At 35.5% G+C, this 17,348-nt stretch carries 16 protein-coding genes; 6 read left to right on the forward strand and 10 right to left on the reverse strand.

What is annotated here, in order from left to right; genetic code table 11:
* Position 1: 1 nt before the first annotated feature.
* The 8 genes from ACWQ4X_RS07295 to ACWQ4X_RS07330 form a co-directional block, all read right to left on the reverse strand.
* Positions 2 to 415, reverse strand: coding sequence for a hypothetical protein (locus ACWQ4X_RS07295; RefSeq protein WP_024160796.1), 414 nt, complete (start codon positions 413 to 415; stop codon positions 2 to 4).
* A 167-nt stretch (positions 416 to 582) separates the two neighbouring features.
* The gene (locus tag ACWQ4X_RS07300; RefSeq protein ID WP_005005910.1) at positions 583 to 1,158 is read right to left on the reverse strand and encodes a hypothetical protein; all 576 of its coding nucleotides are present in this window, start codon (positions 1,156 to 1,158) and stop codon (positions 583 to 585) included.
* A 10-nt stretch (positions 1,159 to 1,168) separates the two neighbouring features.
* Positions 1,169 to 2,050 carry a hypothetical protein gene (locus ACWQ4X_RS07305; RefSeq protein ID WP_044110982.1) on the reverse strand — a complete coding sequence of 294 codons (882 nt, stop codon included), beginning with the start codon at positions 2,048 to 2,050 and terminating at the stop codon, positions 1,169 to 1,171.
* Positions 2,051 to 2,055: 5 nt separating this feature from the next.
* Positions 2,056 to 3,567 (reverse strand): DotG/IcmE/VirB10 family type IV secretion system protein, encoded by a 1,512-nt coding sequence (locus ACWQ4X_RS07310; protein WP_044110984.1) that lies wholly within the window; start codon positions 3,565 to 3,567, stop codon positions 2,056 to 2,058.
* Positions 3,568 to 3,588: 21 nt separating this feature from the next.
* The gene (locus tag ACWQ4X_RS07315) at positions 3,589 to 4,536 is read right to left on the reverse strand and encodes a DotH/IcmK family type IV secretion protein (RefSeq protein WP_005005900.1); all 948 of its coding nucleotides are present in this window, start codon (positions 4,534 to 4,536) and stop codon (positions 3,589 to 3,591) included.
* A gap of 13 nt (positions 4,537 to 4,549) precedes the next feature.
* Positions 4,550 to 5,233 (reverse strand): DotI/IcmL family type IV secretion protein, encoded by a 684-nt coding sequence (locus ACWQ4X_RS07320; RefSeq protein ID WP_005005897.1) that lies wholly within the window; start codon positions 5,231 to 5,233, stop codon positions 4,550 to 4,552.
* A gap of 10 nt (positions 5,234 to 5,243) precedes the next feature.
* Complete coding sequence (locus ACWQ4X_RS07325; RefSeq protein ID WP_024160792.1) at positions 5,244 to 5,531, reverse strand: hypothetical protein; 288 nt, start codon at positions 5,529 to 5,531, stop codon at positions 5,244 to 5,246.
* Positions 5,532 to 6,752: a hypothetical protein gene (locus ACWQ4X_RS07330; RefSeq protein WP_227518656.1), complete on the reverse strand. Its 1,221-nt coding sequence runs from the start codon at positions 6,750 to 6,752 to the stop codon at positions 5,532 to 5,534.
* A gap of 1,086 nt (positions 6,753 to 7,838) precedes the next feature.
* Here ACWQ4X_RS07330 and ACWQ4X_RS07335 point away from each other — a divergent pair.
* The 5 genes from ACWQ4X_RS07335 (at position 7,839) to ACWQ4X_RS07355 (ending at position 12,691) form a co-directional block, all read left to right on the forward strand.
* Entirely contained in the window at positions 7,839 to 8,285 is a 447-nt protein-coding gene (locus tag ACWQ4X_RS07335) for a DotD/TraH family lipoprotein (RefSeq protein WP_044103272.1), read from the forward strand.
* Positions 8,286 to 8,322: 37 nt separating this feature from the next.
* Positions 8,323 to 9,132 (forward strand): type IV secretory system conjugative DNA transfer family protein, encoded by an 810-nt coding sequence (locus ACWQ4X_RS07340; protein WP_024160789.1) that lies wholly within the window; start codon positions 8,323 to 8,325, stop codon positions 9,130 to 9,132.
* Positions 9,133 to 9,159: 27 nt separating this feature from the next.
* The gene (locus tag ACWQ4X_RS07345) at positions 9,160 to 10,455 is read left to right on the forward strand and encodes an ATPase, T2SS/T4P/T4SS family (RefSeq protein WP_024160788.1); all 1,296 of its coding nucleotides are present in this window, start codon (positions 9,160 to 9,162) and stop codon (positions 10,453 to 10,455) included.
* A 305-nt stretch (positions 10,456 to 10,760) separates the two neighbouring features.
* On the forward strand, positions 10,761 to 11,867 hold the full coding sequence (locus tag ACWQ4X_RS07350) for a ParM/StbA family protein (protein ID WP_024160787.1): 1,107 nt from the start codon (positions 10,761 to 10,763) through the stop codon (positions 11,865 to 11,867).
* The gene (locus tag ACWQ4X_RS07355) at positions 11,864 to 12,691 is read left to right on the forward strand and encodes a hypothetical protein (RefSeq protein ID WP_044110986.1); all 828 of its coding nucleotides are present in this window, start codon (positions 11,864 to 11,866) and stop codon (positions 12,689 to 12,691) included. The genes ACWQ4X_RS07350 and ACWQ4X_RS07355 overlap by 4 nt, the downstream gene beginning before the upstream one ends.
* Positions 12,692 to 12,736: 45 nt before the next feature.
* On the opposite strand, the gene ACWQ4X_RS07360 is transcribed toward ACWQ4X_RS07355, so the two are convergent.
* Both ACWQ4X_RS07360 and ACWQ4X_RS07365 read right to left on the reverse strand, forming a co-directional pair.
* Positions 12,737 to 13,798 (reverse strand): ParB/RepB/Spo0J family partition protein, encoded by a 1,062-nt coding sequence (locus ACWQ4X_RS07360; RefSeq protein ID WP_044110989.1) that lies wholly within the window; start codon positions 13,796 to 13,798, stop codon positions 12,737 to 12,739.
* A 9-nt stretch (positions 13,799 to 13,807) separates the two neighbouring features.
* A complete protein-coding gene (locus ACWQ4X_RS07365) occupies positions 13,808 to 14,644 on the reverse strand; it encodes a ParA family protein (protein ID WP_005028640.1) in 837 nt (278 codons plus the stop codon).
* Positions 14,645 to 15,813: 1,169 nt separating this feature from the next.
* Here ACWQ4X_RS07365 and ACWQ4X_RS07370 point away from each other — a divergent pair.
* Positions 15,814 to 17,343: a secretion/conjugation apparatus DotM-related subunit gene (locus ACWQ4X_RS07370; RefSeq protein ID WP_024160802.1), complete on the forward strand. Its 1,530-nt coding sequence runs from the start codon at positions 15,814 to 15,816 to the stop codon at positions 17,341 to 17,343.
* The last annotated feature ends 5 nt before the right edge of the window (positions 17,344 to 17,348 follow it).

Consider the following 17,348-nt stretch of genomic DNA (forward strand, 5'->3'; position numbering starts at 1 on the left):
ATTACGCTTTACCAGTAATAGTGTTCGCAGCAGAGAACATGATGAAGCCTACGATTGATAACGCACCACCCACACCAATACAGATCCAAGCAGTTTTCTTTTTCTTTTGTTGATCTTCTTCTGATGTATACATCATATACAAACCAGTACCAACTAAGCCTAAACCAAGCACCATGAACACTACGATTAAGAATTTATAAACGTTTTGACCTAATGTTTCACCACGGCCTAAGATTTCATTCGCATCAGAACCAGCAGCGTGTTTTCCGTAAGCTGTACCACCTGGGTTCCATGTGCCAGTGTTTGCATATGCAACTTGACCCATTAATGCAGAAACAAAAGCTAAAAACATTACTTTTGCGCGGAATGCAGTCGCTTTTACAGTGCGAACTGAGTGTTTTACTAATGATACCATTGTCATTTTCCTTTTATTTAATATACGGGAGCTAATCTCCGCACTGTAATTAAACATTCTTAAAACCCTATTGCTTTAAGTTGCTTAATTTTAAACTTCTCGTTAAATATCTTCAATATCTTATACAAGGTTTTTAAGAAACTCTCACCCTATTTTAAGAAGATTGTTTAAAATATTGTAAAAAAGGTTCCTCCTATTTGTGTTCCAAAGGTATTAACAAAGACATCGTGTACGTCCTGAACGTATACGCATAATACACCTGTTATAATTAAAACCCATGCTTTGCGGTATGTCGCATTGCCTTGAGCATCAATTTTCTCTACAAAACCATATAAGCCACGAGCTACGGCTATAATCCCTACCAGTTGCGTAAAACCTACAACCGCCGTAACGATATATGCACCTAAATCATTAGCACCAGCATCAGGCAAGTAACTTTGTACCGTTACAAGTTCTATGCCATTACCACCAAACAATGAAGAACCTAGTGCACCAATGATATATCCGTCATATCCAAGTGATGCAAAAGCACCACCGATAAGAATCTTCAACAATGCCCCACCAGTGGTAGGCTCTTTCATTCCATGACCAAAGAACTTTTGTTGAGGTGATGATGCTTGCACTAAGTCAAAAAGCGCCGTGCCAGTAATCACCAACCCCGTTACAACAAAGCAAATGCGTATAAAGCTTAGTAGTGGACCGTATATGTTTAATATCGCTTTAACTATATCTAATGCATCCACGCTATTTTCCTTATTTCACCCAAATGGCTTGTTCGTTTTCGTCAACAGCATAGACCGTGCGATTGTCTGGCATCTTCTGACCTACATAGACTGTATATGTATGGTTTTGAGAATCTGTCATCCAAGCGCGATCGCCTACAACCGCAAAAGCATCCAAGCGTTTTGCACCTTTTGGAATTGATAAGGTTTTAGATCCCGATGTACTTAAAGCCTTTTGCTTAGTCTGGTCTTTAGCTATTTTGATTAAACTAGTCTTTAATTCCTTAATTGCCTGTTCTTGCAATTCAACAAGGTTTTTAAGATCGTCATTTTCAGCTTTCAGTTGTTCATTTTTGATTATGGTTTCTGATTGAGCAACTGCAGTTTGTTCGCCGTTTTGTACTTGCCCATGCGCTTGCTCTTTTTCTTTCAAACGTTGTAATAAAATAAGTGCATTCGTACCCTGACTTTGATAGAAGTTAATTGCCTCTATTCCTAGATCAGAATCAATCGGATACGACATGGATTTGTACATAATCATGTATTGACCAGTGGTAGGATCTTTAAACACAATATTTTCATCAACAATGAACGCCGTATCATCAGCAATACTATTGTCCTTTAAAGGTTGTTGATTTTGATTGTATGTTGCTTGTGTTTGTTGAATGCCTTGACCAACAGTATCAATGGATTCTGGTGTTTGTTCTGGAGCAACTGCCGTGCTGACGTCTTTTGGTTTACTCATTTGTATCCAAAAGAAAGTACCAATCATAATTAAGGCAATAACACCAATAACAATAAGAAGTTTTGGAGGAATACCACCCTTCGCACGACCTTCGCCTTTTTGGGGTTTGCCTTCAGCATCTTTTAGATTTTTCTTTGCCTGTTCAGCAGTCATTTGATTATCAGACATTTCGCTTACCCCTTACTTTTCGGTGTTGTTACGTCAGCATCAAAAAAGACTTCAAATACTTTTCCGCTGTTAACGATATACGTAGTTGGTCGAACTGTTGATGTACGTGCCATGTTCGCCATTTCCGTACCAACGTTACCAATGATGTTCCCGGCAATTTCTTTATCGTTTGGCTCTTCCTTCGTGCTTACAACATTGCCAGTATTTGTGATTTGGGTTGTACCAATGTTTTGATAGGCTTGTCCGTAACCCTCAAAGATTCCAGCAGTAACCATACCGCCAAGCTTTTGCAAAGTGTGTTTTTGGACTTTATCAGCCATGCCCGATTGTTTTGTTCCAAGAGTTAAAGCTCGTACTTGGATTGCATACTCTTCGCCCTTAAACAACATACGGGTAAAGTTAAATTCAATATCCGCAGTATTCAGACCAACAGTACCAATAAGTTTTGCGCCGTTAAATTTACCGCCAATAACAGTAGCAAATAGGTTTTTACCTTTATCAGTATTCACACCTGTATCTAAACGCGCTTTCATTGTTGTACCAGCTTTAATGATTGCTAGTCCTTTAGTAGATTCGCTAGTCGTATTCGCAACGTTCAAGCTTCCAAGGTTTTGTTGCCCTTCCGATGCTTTAGTGTTGTGTGAATATTTATATGTTGAATATCCGTTGACCTTGTTCTTTGTATTAGAAAACGCAGCAAGTTGATCAACAAAAGCAGTTTGACTTAATTCACGCGTTGCAGCATTACGTTCTGCATAAGCAGCTGCTTGTTGGCTATATACATTAGCAACATCATTAGCAGCAGATGAAGCATGTTCATATTGTTGCGCGTAGTTAGTTTGATAAATCGGTGCGTTTTGATTAGCACCGTTTTGTGTTTGTGGTTGTTGTGGTAGACCACCGCTAGTTGGTTGAGGTAATGCACCACCTTGATTTGCCATATTAGCTCTGGCCATCTGGTCAAGTTCAAGCGTAATATTTGGTGTACCACCTGTTGCAGAACCGTTTACAGGTTGCCCATTTGGACCTGTAATAAAATTCTGATCGTTCAGATCGCCGTTTGGATCTTGTGTTGCAACTGTTTTAAATTCGGGCAAATAGCTTTCACCATTTTTGCCAGCTCGAGCAGCTTCTTCAGCTTGTTTTTGACGTTCATATTCTACGTATTCAGGAGGGATAACATTTGTACCCTGTCCTTGGATTTCTGGTGTAGCAATAGCAACCTGATTATCTAAAGCTAGTTGGTCACTTTTCCCCATTGGGTTAAACATAAAAAAGCCTAATCCACCAACTACTACCAAACCAATAATTGCAACAACGCGAAAGCGCGTATCTGCAAAAACACGTTTTTTGTTAGCAGTTTTAATACTTGTATTTTTCAGTTTTTTAGGTTGGTCTTCTTCTGAATGAACTTGGTTTGCAGAAATAATAGTTTCATCGGTAGTACCTACTTCAGTGCTACGACTAGAATTCTCTTCAATGTCATTCGGGTTATTTTGTTGGTTCGTTGAATCCATTTTTAATTCTCACTTAATGACTTAAAATGCGTCTTCGAGGTAAACAGTTTTAGGTGTACCGCCAGTCGTTGAAAATGTGATGTACTTCAGATCTTCAGAATCTTCATAACGGAAGATCTTCATACCGTTGTTAGCGCGGAAAGAACTCAAAAAGGCTGGTTGAATAACACCAAAGTTACTACGCACATATATATAGCCACCAAACTTCCAAGCACGGACATTAGGACTATCAGTTCGCATTTCAACAGCACCCTCAGGCGCTAAGCCATCCATAAATTGCAAACTCACACCATCTGGAATAATCGATGTTTGATTGCCTGTTGAATACATAGCTTTGGCTGTTGGGCTTCGACCAGGTATACGTGCGTCTACACGAACATCTAAATCACGTTGGCCAGTAGCTAACATCAAAATTACTGGAGCACCCAATCCCTTTAATGTGACCGTTACGTTTCCGAAAGCAGCTGGATCTAATGGTTCGATTGAAAGGATGTTAGTTTCAGGGATTTCGTCTGGCTCTTTTTCGTTTTGCTCACCTAAGCCATCTGAGAAACGTCCACGGTCCAAAGAAATCTTTTCAATGTTCCATGGATTTCCTGAAGAATCGGTAAAGACAATAGTAGATAGCATGCCAGCGCTTAAACGAATTACTGGCGGTTCCTCACCAGGGTTTAATGAAATACCCAAACTACGGGTTTTCGCTTGTGGCGTATTTACATAAGGACTAGAAAGGCTTCGTTTTTGTTGCAACAAAAGTCCTTTAACTATTTTTGTTTGCTCAGGTGTGAACTGCAAACCAACAAGATTGTGAACCTGTCTGTCAATTTCCGATGCTGTATCAACTACCTCAGGTGCAACCAAAGGAGATTGAGCATCCGCAAAAGTATTCGGAGGCATATCAGCAGCATTAACTATTGTAGTTAATGCAGTAGAAGCAAAAAGAGCCAAAGATAATTTTTTCAATTTCATAAGTATCATCCAATTAACGCGCTGGAGTTAACGTAATTGTCTTAACAGCAATACCGTTGTAGTTCAGATAAGAACGTGGATGCTCAACAATAGTAACTGTCGCAATGAAGCGGTGAGTCTCTTTAGGTTGTTTGTCACCTAAGAAGAATTGAGTAGTGATAGGAACACGAACAGTCCAACTAGGTTCTGCAGCATGTAAATCACGGTTTTCGATTTGTGGAACATCAGTAGCAGTAGTTCGCATCGTTAGGTTGTTTTGTACGATTGTGCCAACTGTTTGTGATTGAGCGATTTGCTTCATCAATGAATCTTTACCGCCCTCAGTGAAATACATTGAACCAGCATTGTTAATAACGTCACGCCAGTTCAAGAAATCAAAGTTGTAGACAGAAAGAATTGCACTCTTACCGAATTCAGAAATAACAACGTCAGTAACGCGAGGGTTTTTTGATGCTTCGATTGGACAGATAACCGAGTTATCTACTGTTTGAACAGCTTTGACTTTTGGGTATGCATTAAAGGCAGCAAAAATAATCATCGCAAGAACAGCACTCACGATAAAAGCGAAAAACACGAAAACAAGCCATCGTCTTAACTTTGCAATCTCCTTATCTTTTTCATCCACCTGTTTTCTGAGCCAAAGACTAGGATCACAAGAACCTATTTCAGCGTTTTCATTAGATTTGTCTTTAGACACAACAGCACTCCTATTTCGCTGGCTGATATATAACAGATGGAATTGGACGATCTGATTTAGAGCTAAGCACACACTTAACTGGTGTGCCGTCATCAAAAACCAAAGATTCAAAATCTGTTGTGGTGAGTTTAAAAGCTACAAAACTAAGCGTTGTTAAAACGGTTAAAATGCACAATGAGGCAAACGTACTAACCAACACTCTTAAAAGCCTTGCGTATTTTCTTTTACCTATTATTGATACTTCAGCGTAGGGAGAACCCCATGTTGAAGTAGTCAAATTAGTTTTAGAGTTATCCATTTAGTCAATCACTAAACCCGACTTTAATTCGTCCTTATAATAGTCGGTATTAAACTCATTTGCTATATTAAGATCAAAATAATAAAAGGTATCTAGGTTATTAGCTAAAAGTGTTTTAACAAATTCATGGCTACCATTAACGTTTTCAATAGAATCTAAAGTAGGCTTTATACTAAAACCACTATGGCCTCTCCACTTTCGCCCATAAAAGTTAGAAGCAGTATCTTTACCAGCATGTCCAAAAGCACCGGCTATCACAAACTTATCAATACCCTTTACCTTAGCATTTGCAATACATTGATGCCTTGTACTGTATAAAGTAGGTCGTTGATCTTCATTAGTTAAAACCTTGCCTCTAAGCTTAAAGTAATTGATATAACTTAAACGTAAACGCTCTTGCAGTATTTTAATAAAAGTCTGTTTTTCATCCCATCCAAAGGTATAGCCACTACTTTTATTTAAACTAGATACCTTTCTCACATACCTATTTAGCAAGTTCCAATAAAGGTATATCTTTTCTTGATCTTCATGTTTAAGGTCATCAAGTATTAAATACCTTTTAAGTCCATTAGCCCGACCATGTGTAGCCTTGCCATTTTCCACAATCATGATCAGTTTTGGTCCTTTTACTGCACAACAGAATGAAACGGAAAACCACTCAACAGGACGCAATCCAACAACAAGATTGGCATCAACAAAAGCAACCATCATCCGATCAAACTCACTAACCCTGGTGTTACTCTCGTTCTTATGCTCGAATTCTCTTACCAAGTAGTTGTAAAACGTGCGTTCAAAGTACTTTGTTTTCAGCTCAGAAGTACGCTTAGGTTTGTCCTTATTAGCTGTATATTTTGTGTTAATGATTCTTAAATATAATTCTTCTAAAAAATATTCATCAAAACCAGCATCTATATCTTCATCATTAATAGAGCCATTATTTAACTCATTAAGCTTTAGACCGATTCCATACACTAAATATGCACGATATGTTCTAAATGTAGATTCCGCGTAATAACCATTTTCAGATTTAGTTTTAAATTCAGAATATATGTTTTCATATAACATTTTTAAATCTAGCTCTGAACTATCTAAATGTTTATCAATCTTTTGCTTAAGCTCAATATCATATTTAGTCTTAGTAGAATACGGAAAATCTTCTATACGACTTGTGTATTCTTTTAATGTCTTTGGATAGCTATTAGGATTCTCAAAACTGCTCACCACTACCACCCTTAATCCACATGCAAAACATGAGCACATACTACAACGTTAAACACCTTTCTAAAAGTACTCGTTAAAACGTTTTTCACTTTAAGCAAAATGTTTTTCACTTTTAAGCCCAATAAATGCAAATGTCTTTTTTGACTCCTCTCTTGTTAGTACAGTGGAAAAATCAAAAAAATGAAGTTGAGAAATCATAAAAACACAGTGGACCTTTTTTACAGTGAAGTGCTTGATATGCATAGTTTCAATAGTCTTTTGCCAGTTGTGATGCCTTAAATTTTTAGGGAAAAATACGATCTAAGCCTATCATTATTGCAGTTTAATTGGTGTTTAAGGTGTCAAATCTTTATATTTAAGATGTACAGCACTAAACCATAAGGTAGGTTTTTATAAGTAGCAGTTTTAATGTCTTTAAACTTTCAAATTAGGAATGGTATATACCAAGATGCATTTTTTTTTCAAACAGTTTTTATCAATTTATTTAATATTAAAGAAGCTGGCTTATAAATAAATTGTATTATCACCAATAATATTTTTAATATTAATTAAAAAAAGCATATATACATCTTTATTAATATACTTCTATACTGTAAAATATAAATTACAGTATTAACATTATTTTAATTAAAAAAAGAATAAATGTACTTTGTTATTTTCTGTATAAATTATATTCTAAAAAAAGAACAAAAAAGAATAGAAAAGATAATAAAAAGAAAGAATAAGACTATAAAGGAATATAAAAGACGTCTAGCAAACTATAAGAGCTCATTTACTCTCTATAATTGATTGAAAAAAGTACGTTGTATTTCCATTTCAGATAAGTACTACTAAAAAAAAGCATTGTTTTGGACAGACAATGCACTTAAAAAGAGTATTTTTTACAGATTTGTCTTGTTTAGGCCAGGTACGACTGCCTGAAGAACGCCCTTAGATATACGTTAAAGCTTATAAATTAGGTTTAAGCGAGTGCCTAAAAGTCGGCTTTATACCTTTTAAGGGATTTTTTATAATTAATAAAGTGCATTTTAATAGTTTTTAGACTAAAATCATTTTGTCTTTATACCCACTTAATCTGGAGTAAAAATGAAGCACAATAAAAAGCTTTTAAGCGTTCTTGCAATTGGTTTAATGATGTCTGGGTGTGCTAGTCGTGATGTAACTCAATTAAACGTAGCAAGCCCTTTATCTATTATATCTGAAGCATCTCAAGAGGCTTTAATTGCACAACAGAACTTAAAGAACTCTTCTGCAATTCAAATGCAAACTGTTCAGAAGAAACAAGGTAGCATCAACCATGACCTTTTAAATATCGACTACATAGGCGATCCAATACCTTTAATTAAAAGTATTTCTAGCCAATACGGATACCGTTTTGTAGAAGCTGGTCCTACTCATGAGCTTCCAATTGTTAATTTTAATAAAAAGCGTCTTACTGGTGTAGAAGCTTTACGCGATGTTTCTGCATATTTAAATACTGCTTCGATAACTCTAGATCATCAAAATAAAAGTATTTTATTGACTTATAACTAATACCCTTTAAATCCTTTTATACATATCTGGAGTTTTTATGGACTACTCAAATAATGCTTCATTACAAGAGCTACTAAACCCATCTAACCAGTCTTCTTTAGAAGTTCATGTTAGTAATGTTGAACAGCAAGCTCGTTATGAAGCCATGCTTGAATTAGTTAAGCAAAAAGGTATTAAGTTAGGGATCAATACTTATTTAAGCAACGCTCGTGAGGTCATCAAAAGCCAAGAGCGTAACCTTGATACAATCTTTAACTTTAAACCTTACATGATCAAAGATGTTGTTGTTCCCCCGGTTATTATTGAATCAAAAGATGTAACTGAGACACCTAATGCCATGTCGTACAAGACGACTAAGCAGACTTATAAAATCTTGAAACAAGCTCGTTTCAGTACTCGTGCACCTGATTGGCGTCAGTACCTTGTTTTCCCTACACTTGATAGCAATGTTGATTACGTGACTTTCATTCCGAAAGAAATGTTACCAGCTAACGAACAAGAACGAAAAATATGGAAAGAGACTGCTGCTAAGTCTTATGAAATGGGTTTAGTTGAGGGCCGAAATATTGTTGAAGATGCAGTAGATCGTCTTAAACGAGATTATTTGGGGATGGTTACTTTCCATAAGTTTGTTTTAGAGGGCAAGTTATCAATGCCAGCAATTAGCAGTCAATCACTGGCTGTTTCTTCTACACAAGACACTATTGCTCTTGATATGAAATTGCTTCAAATCCAACAATTACCGCAGTTCAATTCAAATATTGAAACTTGGAAACCAATTCTCCAACCTGAACAAATTGCACCTAGCTATCAAATTCCAAAAATTAACCTTGTTAGCGAACCTTAAGTTCGCTAACTCAATTGGAAGTTTTAAATGCAAATGAAGGTTTCGACATTAAAAGCAAAATCTGCATTATTTGATGTTAACAAGATTAAAGGATCTGAAAATAAGATTCTGACAGCTACCAAAGACATTCGCAAAGACTACGATTCTAGCCGTGGTTTTGGTTTGGCTACATTAACAGCCATAACGACATACAAAGATCCGAAACAAGGGTTTAAAAGTCGCGATGAATTTGAAAGTCTTCTATATGAAGCATTAGCTCATGGTGCTTCAGATATTTTCATTAGTCCAGATCGCCCCATCACAATGATGAAAGACTTGGAGTTATATTCGTTAACACACCGTATTATCAATCGTGATGAAGCTCTACACATCCTAAGAACGATTGCTGATGAAAATGCCTACTTAGTCCTTATTAATAATAAGTTTATTAATAAGGCATATCGTATTCTGCAGAAAGACGCTTCAGGTAAGGAAACTCGTTATAACTTTCGTGTGAACGTATCTCGAACTTCGTATCGTGGATCTGGAGATTCTTTTCAGATAACGTTACGTACAATTTCTGGCATTCCCCCTCACTTTTCAAAAGTGGGTTTAGATGAAGATTTCATTAAAAGATCGCTACCTCACAATGGTTGCTACATCATTGGCGGTATCACTGGTTCTGGTAAAAGTACAACACTAGCTTCAAATATTCGCTATGTGTTGGAAAATAATACTCATATTCGTGGAAATATTTTGACTCACAACGAGCCTATCGAATACGAGTATGACGCAATTGAAAGCACACACAGTATTGTTAGTCAAAGCGAAATCCCCAATAACTTCGAGACTTTTGCGGATGCAAATAGAGAGGCGATGCGTAGACGTCCTGCTGCAGTTGAAATCGGTGAATTGCGAGATAAAGAAACAATTTCTGCAGCTCTAGAACTTTCTTTAACTGGCCACCCTGTTTTTGCAACGGTTCACGCAACCACCGTAGACAAAATTATTCCACGTATGTTGAAGCGCTTTAAGCATGAAGAACATCTTCAGGCTGCAGCTGACATTATTGGTTCAGTTTATACATTGATTGCTCAACGTCTTGTTAAAGATGTGAACGGCAAGGTATTTGCTGTAAGGGAACACTTAATTTTATCACCTCAACTGAAAGAAGAATTGCTTTTAATTGATGATATTCATGCTCAACAGAAGTTTATTCGAGAGTTAATGATTAATTCTGATGGTTCAGATCCAAACATCAGTAAGAGTTTCAGGAAACAAGCTGACGATCTACTCAAAGCTGGTCGTTTGCATGAAGACTACTATTACAAACTGATTTATTAAGAGGCGAATATGGATGATCAATATGCACACTGGTCGCAATTTAGATTAAATCTAATCCTATGGGGCGGTTTAAACGGATATTTGTTTATACCTTTTCTAGCTGTTGTTATTAAGTTTTCCTTGTTCAAACTTATGCTTTTCATCGGCTTGATAGTAGCAACATTGGTTATTGAAAAAGTATTTAAATACAAATACAGCTATATCCCCTCTGCTCTTAGACGCTTAGTTTTTGGGGGCAATAAATACACTAGACGCGGTAGAAGACGTTACTCGTTGTAAATCTTGAAAAATTGAAAGGTAAACTTATGAAAAATACTCAAAATGAAAAACCAGCGATTGAAGAACGTTATATTGTTCTAGGTATTGATGATGGACATGGCGGTACAAAGCTTTATGCTGGTCTAGATCAAGATGGAAATGAAATCAAACTGACTATTCCTAGTATTGCTTATTCAGGAAAAGTCCTCACTGGCGAAGAGGATTCTACTGACTATTATGTGGTTAAAGTTAATGAAAACTTTTATACAGTTGGTAAGAAGATCAATAGTAGTGTTCCTCTGGATACCAGAACAGACGAATACCCGACATCTGAATATAACAAGGCACTAATACACCAGGCAATTAAGGCCTATATTGACCATATCGGAACATATGATGGTAGAGCGTTTGCAATCGCTACTTCACTTCCTGTTAGTCGCTATTACACACCTGAAAAAACCAAAAACATGCCACTTATTGATATGAAAACTAATTTTCTACTCAATGGTGATGTTTGCTTCAACTTAAAAGATCATAAAGCTGGTAAACCGCTTAATATCATTAAAAGACATATTGTTAAATGTGAAGCTCAAACAGCTTATTTTAATGAGATTATTGATGTACACGGAAACGGTTCAGAAGATAGTGATCTTTTAATAAGTTCTGAATGTGCTGTAATCGATATTGGCGGTAAAACCACTGATATTGTAGTCACATTAGATGGAGGAAACATGCTTGATGGCCATCGTTCTACATCACGTAACCTTGGTATTCTTACCATCTATGAACGAATCACTAGCTTAATTCTTGAATCTGGCTATAAAACAGTTAACGCTAACTGGCTAGATTTCGCACTAAAATCTGGAACTTATGGTATAGGATCTCAAGCCAAAGATATTACAGGTTTAATTCAGCAAGCTAAAAACGAATTCATGATCGAATTAAATAACTTTATCTCTAAACAGATCGGTGGAGGCGATGATTTAGCATTAGTATTATTTTGTGGAGGCGGTGCAGCTTTTCTTGAAAAAGAGATTAAAGAAAAGTACGACTTACCGAACGTAAGAATCGCTGAATCACCAGAGTACGCCAATGCTAAAGGTTTATATAAGTTAGCTAAATACATGTATAAAATGTACGCAGAAATCAAATGACAGATTCAAACTACATACAACTATCCTATCAATTAATTCACTTAACAAGAGAAGATCTTGATGTGATTAGTAGTGTTAATAGAAATCTACCAGGTCTAGACTTAAACGCTTTTAGTTTAAGTCTGCTGTATTTAGGATTTATCTTTTGTACTGACAAGCAGAAGATTTTTCTAAATGCGCCAGTGCAAAATGAAATAGACGAGACGTTTGCACAGCCTGTACGAATGAAAATAGATAAAAATGCAAATCAAAAACTATTTAATTCAATTAAAAAACATCCTCAAGGAAAGCTTCGTAGAAATTACATAACTGCTGTTTTACATGCTGGTATAGCGGTTCTAATTGAGCTTTCATACCTTTATAAGTTGTATGAAGTTAATGAGGATATGGCAAGCCTATATTCTGTCAATTCTTTCCTATTAAGGTTTGGCTTAAGTACTTGTGTTGAAACATACACCAAGTTTAATACTGCTTACTATGTGTACGATATTGAATATCTTGAAAAAAAGTATCTTGATCATATATCCATACAAATACCAGAAAGTAGTAAGGAGCAAATTGAACAATCACCTAAAAAGCCCGTAACTAATTCTATCAAGAGCAAGGAGGTTCCTGTTCAAAAAGCAGTTAAGATAAAGGAAGCTAAACATACTGAACATAAAAACATTCAGGACCACTCCCCTACCGTTGAAACATCTCAAAATACCGAAACGTCCGAAATTAATAATGCTAAACCAAGTCAAAACGTATCTGAATCAAAACCAGTAACCAATCCAAGTAGTTCGGATTGGCTTAACCAGACTTTTAATCCAGATCTATTATAAAAAAAACCGGCAATGCCGGTTTTTTTCATTCAAAGTTTTGAAACTTCAATCATTCAAGCTCTTAAAAAACTCTTCAATTTTTCTAGCTTTCTCTTCTGTAATATCTGCATCCAAGGCTACTCGCAACTTAAGTACACTCTTACCTTTGGTACCACATTCAGAACTCATAGAACCAAATTTAACGCCCTTATCTGTCTTAAAATCGAATTTAATCTTACTCGGTTGTTCTTCAGTAGTAGCTTCTTCAGTTTTTTCAGGCTTAGTCGCCTTATTCGCTTTTTCTTCTTCACTCAAAATAGCTATAAATCCTTTATGACGCTTGCCCGTGGATTTAAATTCTTCAACGTATTTATCCCATTCTGGTCTTAACAAGTCGAAAATTGCTTTTTCGGTTTTAGTTTCTAAAGCTTTATTTATTGCGGTATTCACTTCTTGAGCAATATATCCAGAAATTAGCTCAGGATCTTCGTTCAAAGAGTCCAAAATGAACTCAGGTAAGTCTAGAATATATTTGAGACGGAAATACTTCGACTTATCAATCGCAAATTTTTCAGTAACAAATTCATAACTTTCAAAAGGATAACCAAACTCTTCACATAATTGCTTGATTTTTAATATGCTTTCAAAATCTGAAAGATTTTGTCTAGCAGTATTATCCAATAAAGCTGTTATAGCAGCTTTATCATCATTCATAGATGTTTTAACTAAAGCAGTAATTCTCTTGAGCTTTAAAATCTCTTTAATTGCTCTAAAACGTCTCTCACCAGCAATTAACTCGTAACGATTACCCTTCTGTCGAACTGTAATCGGGTTAATTTGTCCATTAGTTTCTATATCAGCAGCCAAAATTGGCAACTTCTCATATACACGTTTATTCATGATACGTGGTTGATAAGGTGATGGATCAATTAAATCAATGTCGATTGATTCTAAATGAGATCCGCTAACAATATTTTTTGTTTCTCGCTTAGCTAGTGGGTTAAGACTCCCCTCTTCTATAGTTGGAGTCACTGTATTTTCTTTTACATCAGTAACTTGAGCATCACTCCCTGTTGCATTAGCAACAGATGTTTTTTTCATGCTTTTTACTTTATCTTTAAAGTTCATATCAGCACCTTATAATTTTTTGTATTCAGAAACCATTAGATCTACAAGTTGATTAATTGCTTGTTTTGCTGGTGTTTCTTTTCCAGCATCCAGATCAAATACGGAACACTTAACATATGATGCTTGACTAAAAACCGTAGCATTTGGAATACAGATTAATTCCTTATTTACCAGTTTTTCTTGCAATTTTGGTTGAGCATATTCATTGCGAATATCTTCAGCCAAGGTAAGATCCACTGTATTACGCTTGTTATAAAAGTTTAGTACTGGCGATAGAATTTTTAAATCTGGATTGCTTGTCTCTAAGTCATCCATAGAGTTAAGTATATCTTCCAAACCCTGAATACTGTATTCACCCTGTAATGGAATTAATAAACTGTTTGATGCTAACAAAGCATTAAAAGTTAGAGTTTCCATTCGCGGTGGACAATCTAACAAAATAAAGTCGAAATCCCCTTTTATCTTTCTTAATACACTTCTAATAATTTCATTAGGAACTGGACTAGAACGCTGAATATTGATTTCAACATCACGAATGTTATTAGCACAAGCAATCAAAGACACATTTTCAAAGTTGGTTTTATCTGGACCTTGTATAACATCGTGAATGTTAATTGTTTTATAGTTTTCAAAAATATCTTTTAGAGTGCCATCTATATCGTTAATATCTGGAACATTTGAAATATGTTTTGTTGCATTACGTTGGCTATCTAAGTCGATTACTAAAACCGTATAACCTAATTTTCCAAGCTTAGCAGCACAATTCACCGTAGATGTTGTTTTGCCCACACCACCTTTAAAGTGGATGCTTGTACAAATATAAGTTTTTCCTGAGTTCTTTTCCATTTTTCAATCACCTTTCAAGTAAAGTCAAACAATACAATATTTGAAAAATATTTAAAATACTTTTTCACTTTATTTTTAATATATTTCAACTTTTTCAATCTATATGCCTAACATGTGTCCATATCTTATGTGTTTTTCATTATCAGACTGATAACAGCTTTAGATTCCTTGTCGTGGATTTTTTCATTATCAGACTGATAACAGCTTTAGATTCCTTGGCGTGGATTTTTTCATTATCAGACTGATAACAGCTTTAGATTCCTTGGCGTGGTTTTTTCATTATCAGACTGATAACAGCTTTAGATTCCTTGGCGTGGTTTTTTCATTATCAGACTGATAACAGCTTTAGATTCCTTGGCGTGGTTTTTTTCATTATCAGACTGATAACAGCTTTAGATTCCTTGGCGTGGATTTTTTCATTATCAGACTGATAGCAGCTTTAGATTCCTTGGCGTGGTTTTTTCATTATCAGACTGATAACAGCTTTAGATCCCTTGGCGTGGTTTTTTCATTATCAGACTGATAACAGCTTTAGATTCCTTGTCGTGGATTTTTCATTATCAGACTGATAACAGCTTTAGATTCCTTGTCGTGGATTTTTTCATTATCAGACTGATAACAGCTTTAGATTCCTTGGCGTGGTTTTTTCATTATCAGACTGATAACTGCTTTAGATCCCTTGGCGTGGTTTTTTCATTATCAGGCTGATAACGGTTTTTCGATTCTAAATCGTTGATTTATTCATTATCAGACTGATAAAAAGGGAGTTGCCAAGAAGAGGGGAGGGCTTACTACTACTTACAGTTAAATAAATGGGTAGACGTTGTGAAATGCACAACTGAAAATGATCTATATTAGCTGAGTAGGGGAGTGCCCTATTCAATAAAAAGACTACCAACAATATTTATAGAGAAATTTATTATATAGGCGGTTAATCCACTTAAATGTCTAGTAGGGGAGGGCTTCTTATTCATTCTTTTTAGTATTTGACCAAGAATACTGGCTTAGTGTTGAGATTGACCTGATTTAAGCTTTAAAAGGTATTAAGTGCCACTTTAGTCAAGAGCTTAAAACCAGACTTAAAATCCTTAAAAGGTTTAAGGGGAATTAGATTAAAACCAATATTAACTATATAATACCCAACAATACACATATTAATAGGCTATAAAATGGCAGATCCAAAAGATAAGCTTGTACATGAGAATCATATTTATATATTTACTGTTGTTATGGTTTTAGTGGCTTTTTTGGCTGTATGGTTTGCTTATAAACCTCAAATTGTAGGGTTTTTAGTATACACAAAAGGCATTTTAATTATTCCTCTATGGTGGATACATAGCATATTCAAAGCTATCGGGCTTAACTACGTGCCTTTACTAAGTGAGTTGGTGTATTCAACAGAACACCTATGTAAACCAACAAACAATTGGCTTCCATTATTTTGTCAAAATAAGTTTAGCGAAGTCACTATTTTTCAAATTTCAAAAGCCAGTCAAGCATGGAATTTATTAATATTTTTGCTGGCAACACCTTGGATAAAGAAAGCTTATGACCGCTTCAACAGCGAGCATCCAGCACGGGGCTTTATCAAAAGCATGAACCTAGAAGAGTTCATAGAGGAACAAATTCCAAACCAAAGACACTTACAGGTTTTTGGTCCATTAGACTTGTCAAAATATGATACGAACAATGGTCATTTTAAAGCGCTAGATTCAACTTATGAGTTTGCAAATAGGCATGAATTAATTACAGGAACTAAAGAGCGCCTTGTGAACATTACAATCAACGGAGTAACGAAAGAATATAATGATAAAAGTGAAACAGTACCTATCATAGATGAAGAGAAGTTTTTAAATGTCTTACGTGAACAACTAGGGGATCTTTGGATAACCCTTGATAATTCAAAAGAAACATCACCCGATGAATTATCGTATTTATCCGATGTTGATACAATTTTGCTAGCTTTGTATTTACCAGTAGCATGTGCGACCGATGAATCTATGGATGATGAAGAGTTCCGTAAAATCAAAAAAGATTCAACAACATTAATTAATTACTATTGGGATATTTGCACAAAAAATATACCTAACAACCCATTGTTTGCAATTGAAAATCAGTATGTTGAGGGCGATCGTAAGCTTGTAGGGTTTAATTTTGATTTCCTTAGAAAAAGAATTCACAAATACATTAAACATCCCGTTGCTACTAAGATTTTTAAAAACCATGCATATGTAAGAACTATTTTGTGTGAGGTTGTATTAACAGCAAGACAACTAGGTGTAATGCCACCAACAGATATACGCTGGTTAAAACTATACAATCGAACTGCATACGCATTCATACAGAATATTGGTAGACCGTCTTTGTTTAGTGAGGGTTTAGGTCCAATCTCGCATTATCTAATTGAGGTGAAATTAGGGAAGCCATTAGAAGAGCCAGACTTTAACATTGGCCTTGTTGGTTTTGAATACGAATTATTGAGTTTTGCCATGACTGAAGCTAGACAAAAAGCTGCTGAAGATGTGAACAGTATTATTCGAGTAGTAGAGTTTACGGACAAGGAATTAAACAACGGATCTTATAACTCTAAAAACAATGATAAAGATGATTTTAAGTATAGTGACGATCATGTTTTTGATATGGTGAGCGTAGAAATACCACAGGATGAAATACAAAAAAATAAGCAAAAAGGGTTTTAGTCTTA

This window comes from Acinetobacter sp. NigerLNRRAM0016, from assembly GCF_054112845.1.

What these genes read in the sequence shown, in the direction of transcription:
- ACWQ4X_RS07295 (WP_024160796.1), bottom strand. Translation starts at nt 415, where the DNA reads ATGGTATCATTAGTAAAACACTCAGTTCGCACTGTAAAAGCGACTGCA.
- ACWQ4X_RS07305 (WP_044110982.1), bottom strand. Translation starts at nt 2,050, where the DNA reads ATGTCTGATAATCAAATGACTGCTGAACAGGCAAAGAAAAATCTAAAA.
- ACWQ4X_RS07310 (WP_044110984.1), bottom strand. Translation starts at nt 3,567, where the DNA reads ATGGATTCAACGAACCAACAAAATAACCCGAATGACATTGAAGAGAAT.
- ACWQ4X_RS07315 (WP_005005900.1), bottom strand. Translation starts at nt 4,536, where the DNA reads ATGAAATTGAAAAAATTATCTTTGGCTCTTTTTGCTTCTACTGCATTA.
- ACWQ4X_RS07325 (WP_024160792.1), bottom strand. Translation starts at nt 5,531, where the DNA reads ATGGATAACTCTAAAACTAATTTGACTACTTCAACATGGGGTTCTCCC.
- ACWQ4X_RS07335 (WP_044103272.1), top strand. Translation starts at nt 7,839, where the DNA reads ATGAAGCACAATAAAAAGCTTTTAAGCGTTCTTGCAATTGGTTTAATG.
- ACWQ4X_RS07340 (WP_024160789.1), top strand. Translation starts at nt 8,323, where the DNA reads ATGGACTACTCAAATAATGCTTCATTACAAGAGCTACTAAACCCATCT.
- ACWQ4X_RS07345 (WP_024160788.1), top strand. Translation starts at nt 9,160, where the DNA reads ATGCAAATGAAGGTTTCGACATTAAAAGCAAAATCTGCATTATTTGAT.
- ACWQ4X_RS07350 (WP_024160787.1), top strand. Translation starts at nt 10,761, where the DNA reads ATGAAAAATACTCAAAATGAAAAACCAGCGATTGAAGAACGTTATATT.
- ACWQ4X_RS07355 (WP_044110986.1), top strand. Translation starts at nt 11,864, where the DNA reads ATGACAGATTCAAACTACATACAACTATCCTATCAATTAATTCACTTA.
- ACWQ4X_RS07360 (WP_044110989.1), bottom strand. Translation starts at nt 13,798, where the DNA reads ATGAACTTTAAAGATAAAGTAAAAAGCATGAAAAAAACATCTGTTGCT.
- ACWQ4X_RS07365 (WP_005028640.1), bottom strand. Translation starts at nt 14,644, where the DNA reads ATGGAAAAGAACTCAGGAAAAACTTATATTTGTACAAGCATCCACTTT.
- ACWQ4X_RS07370 (WP_024160802.1), top strand. Translation starts at nt 15,814, where the DNA reads ATGGCAGATCCAAAAGATAAGCTTGTACATGAGAATCATATTTATATA.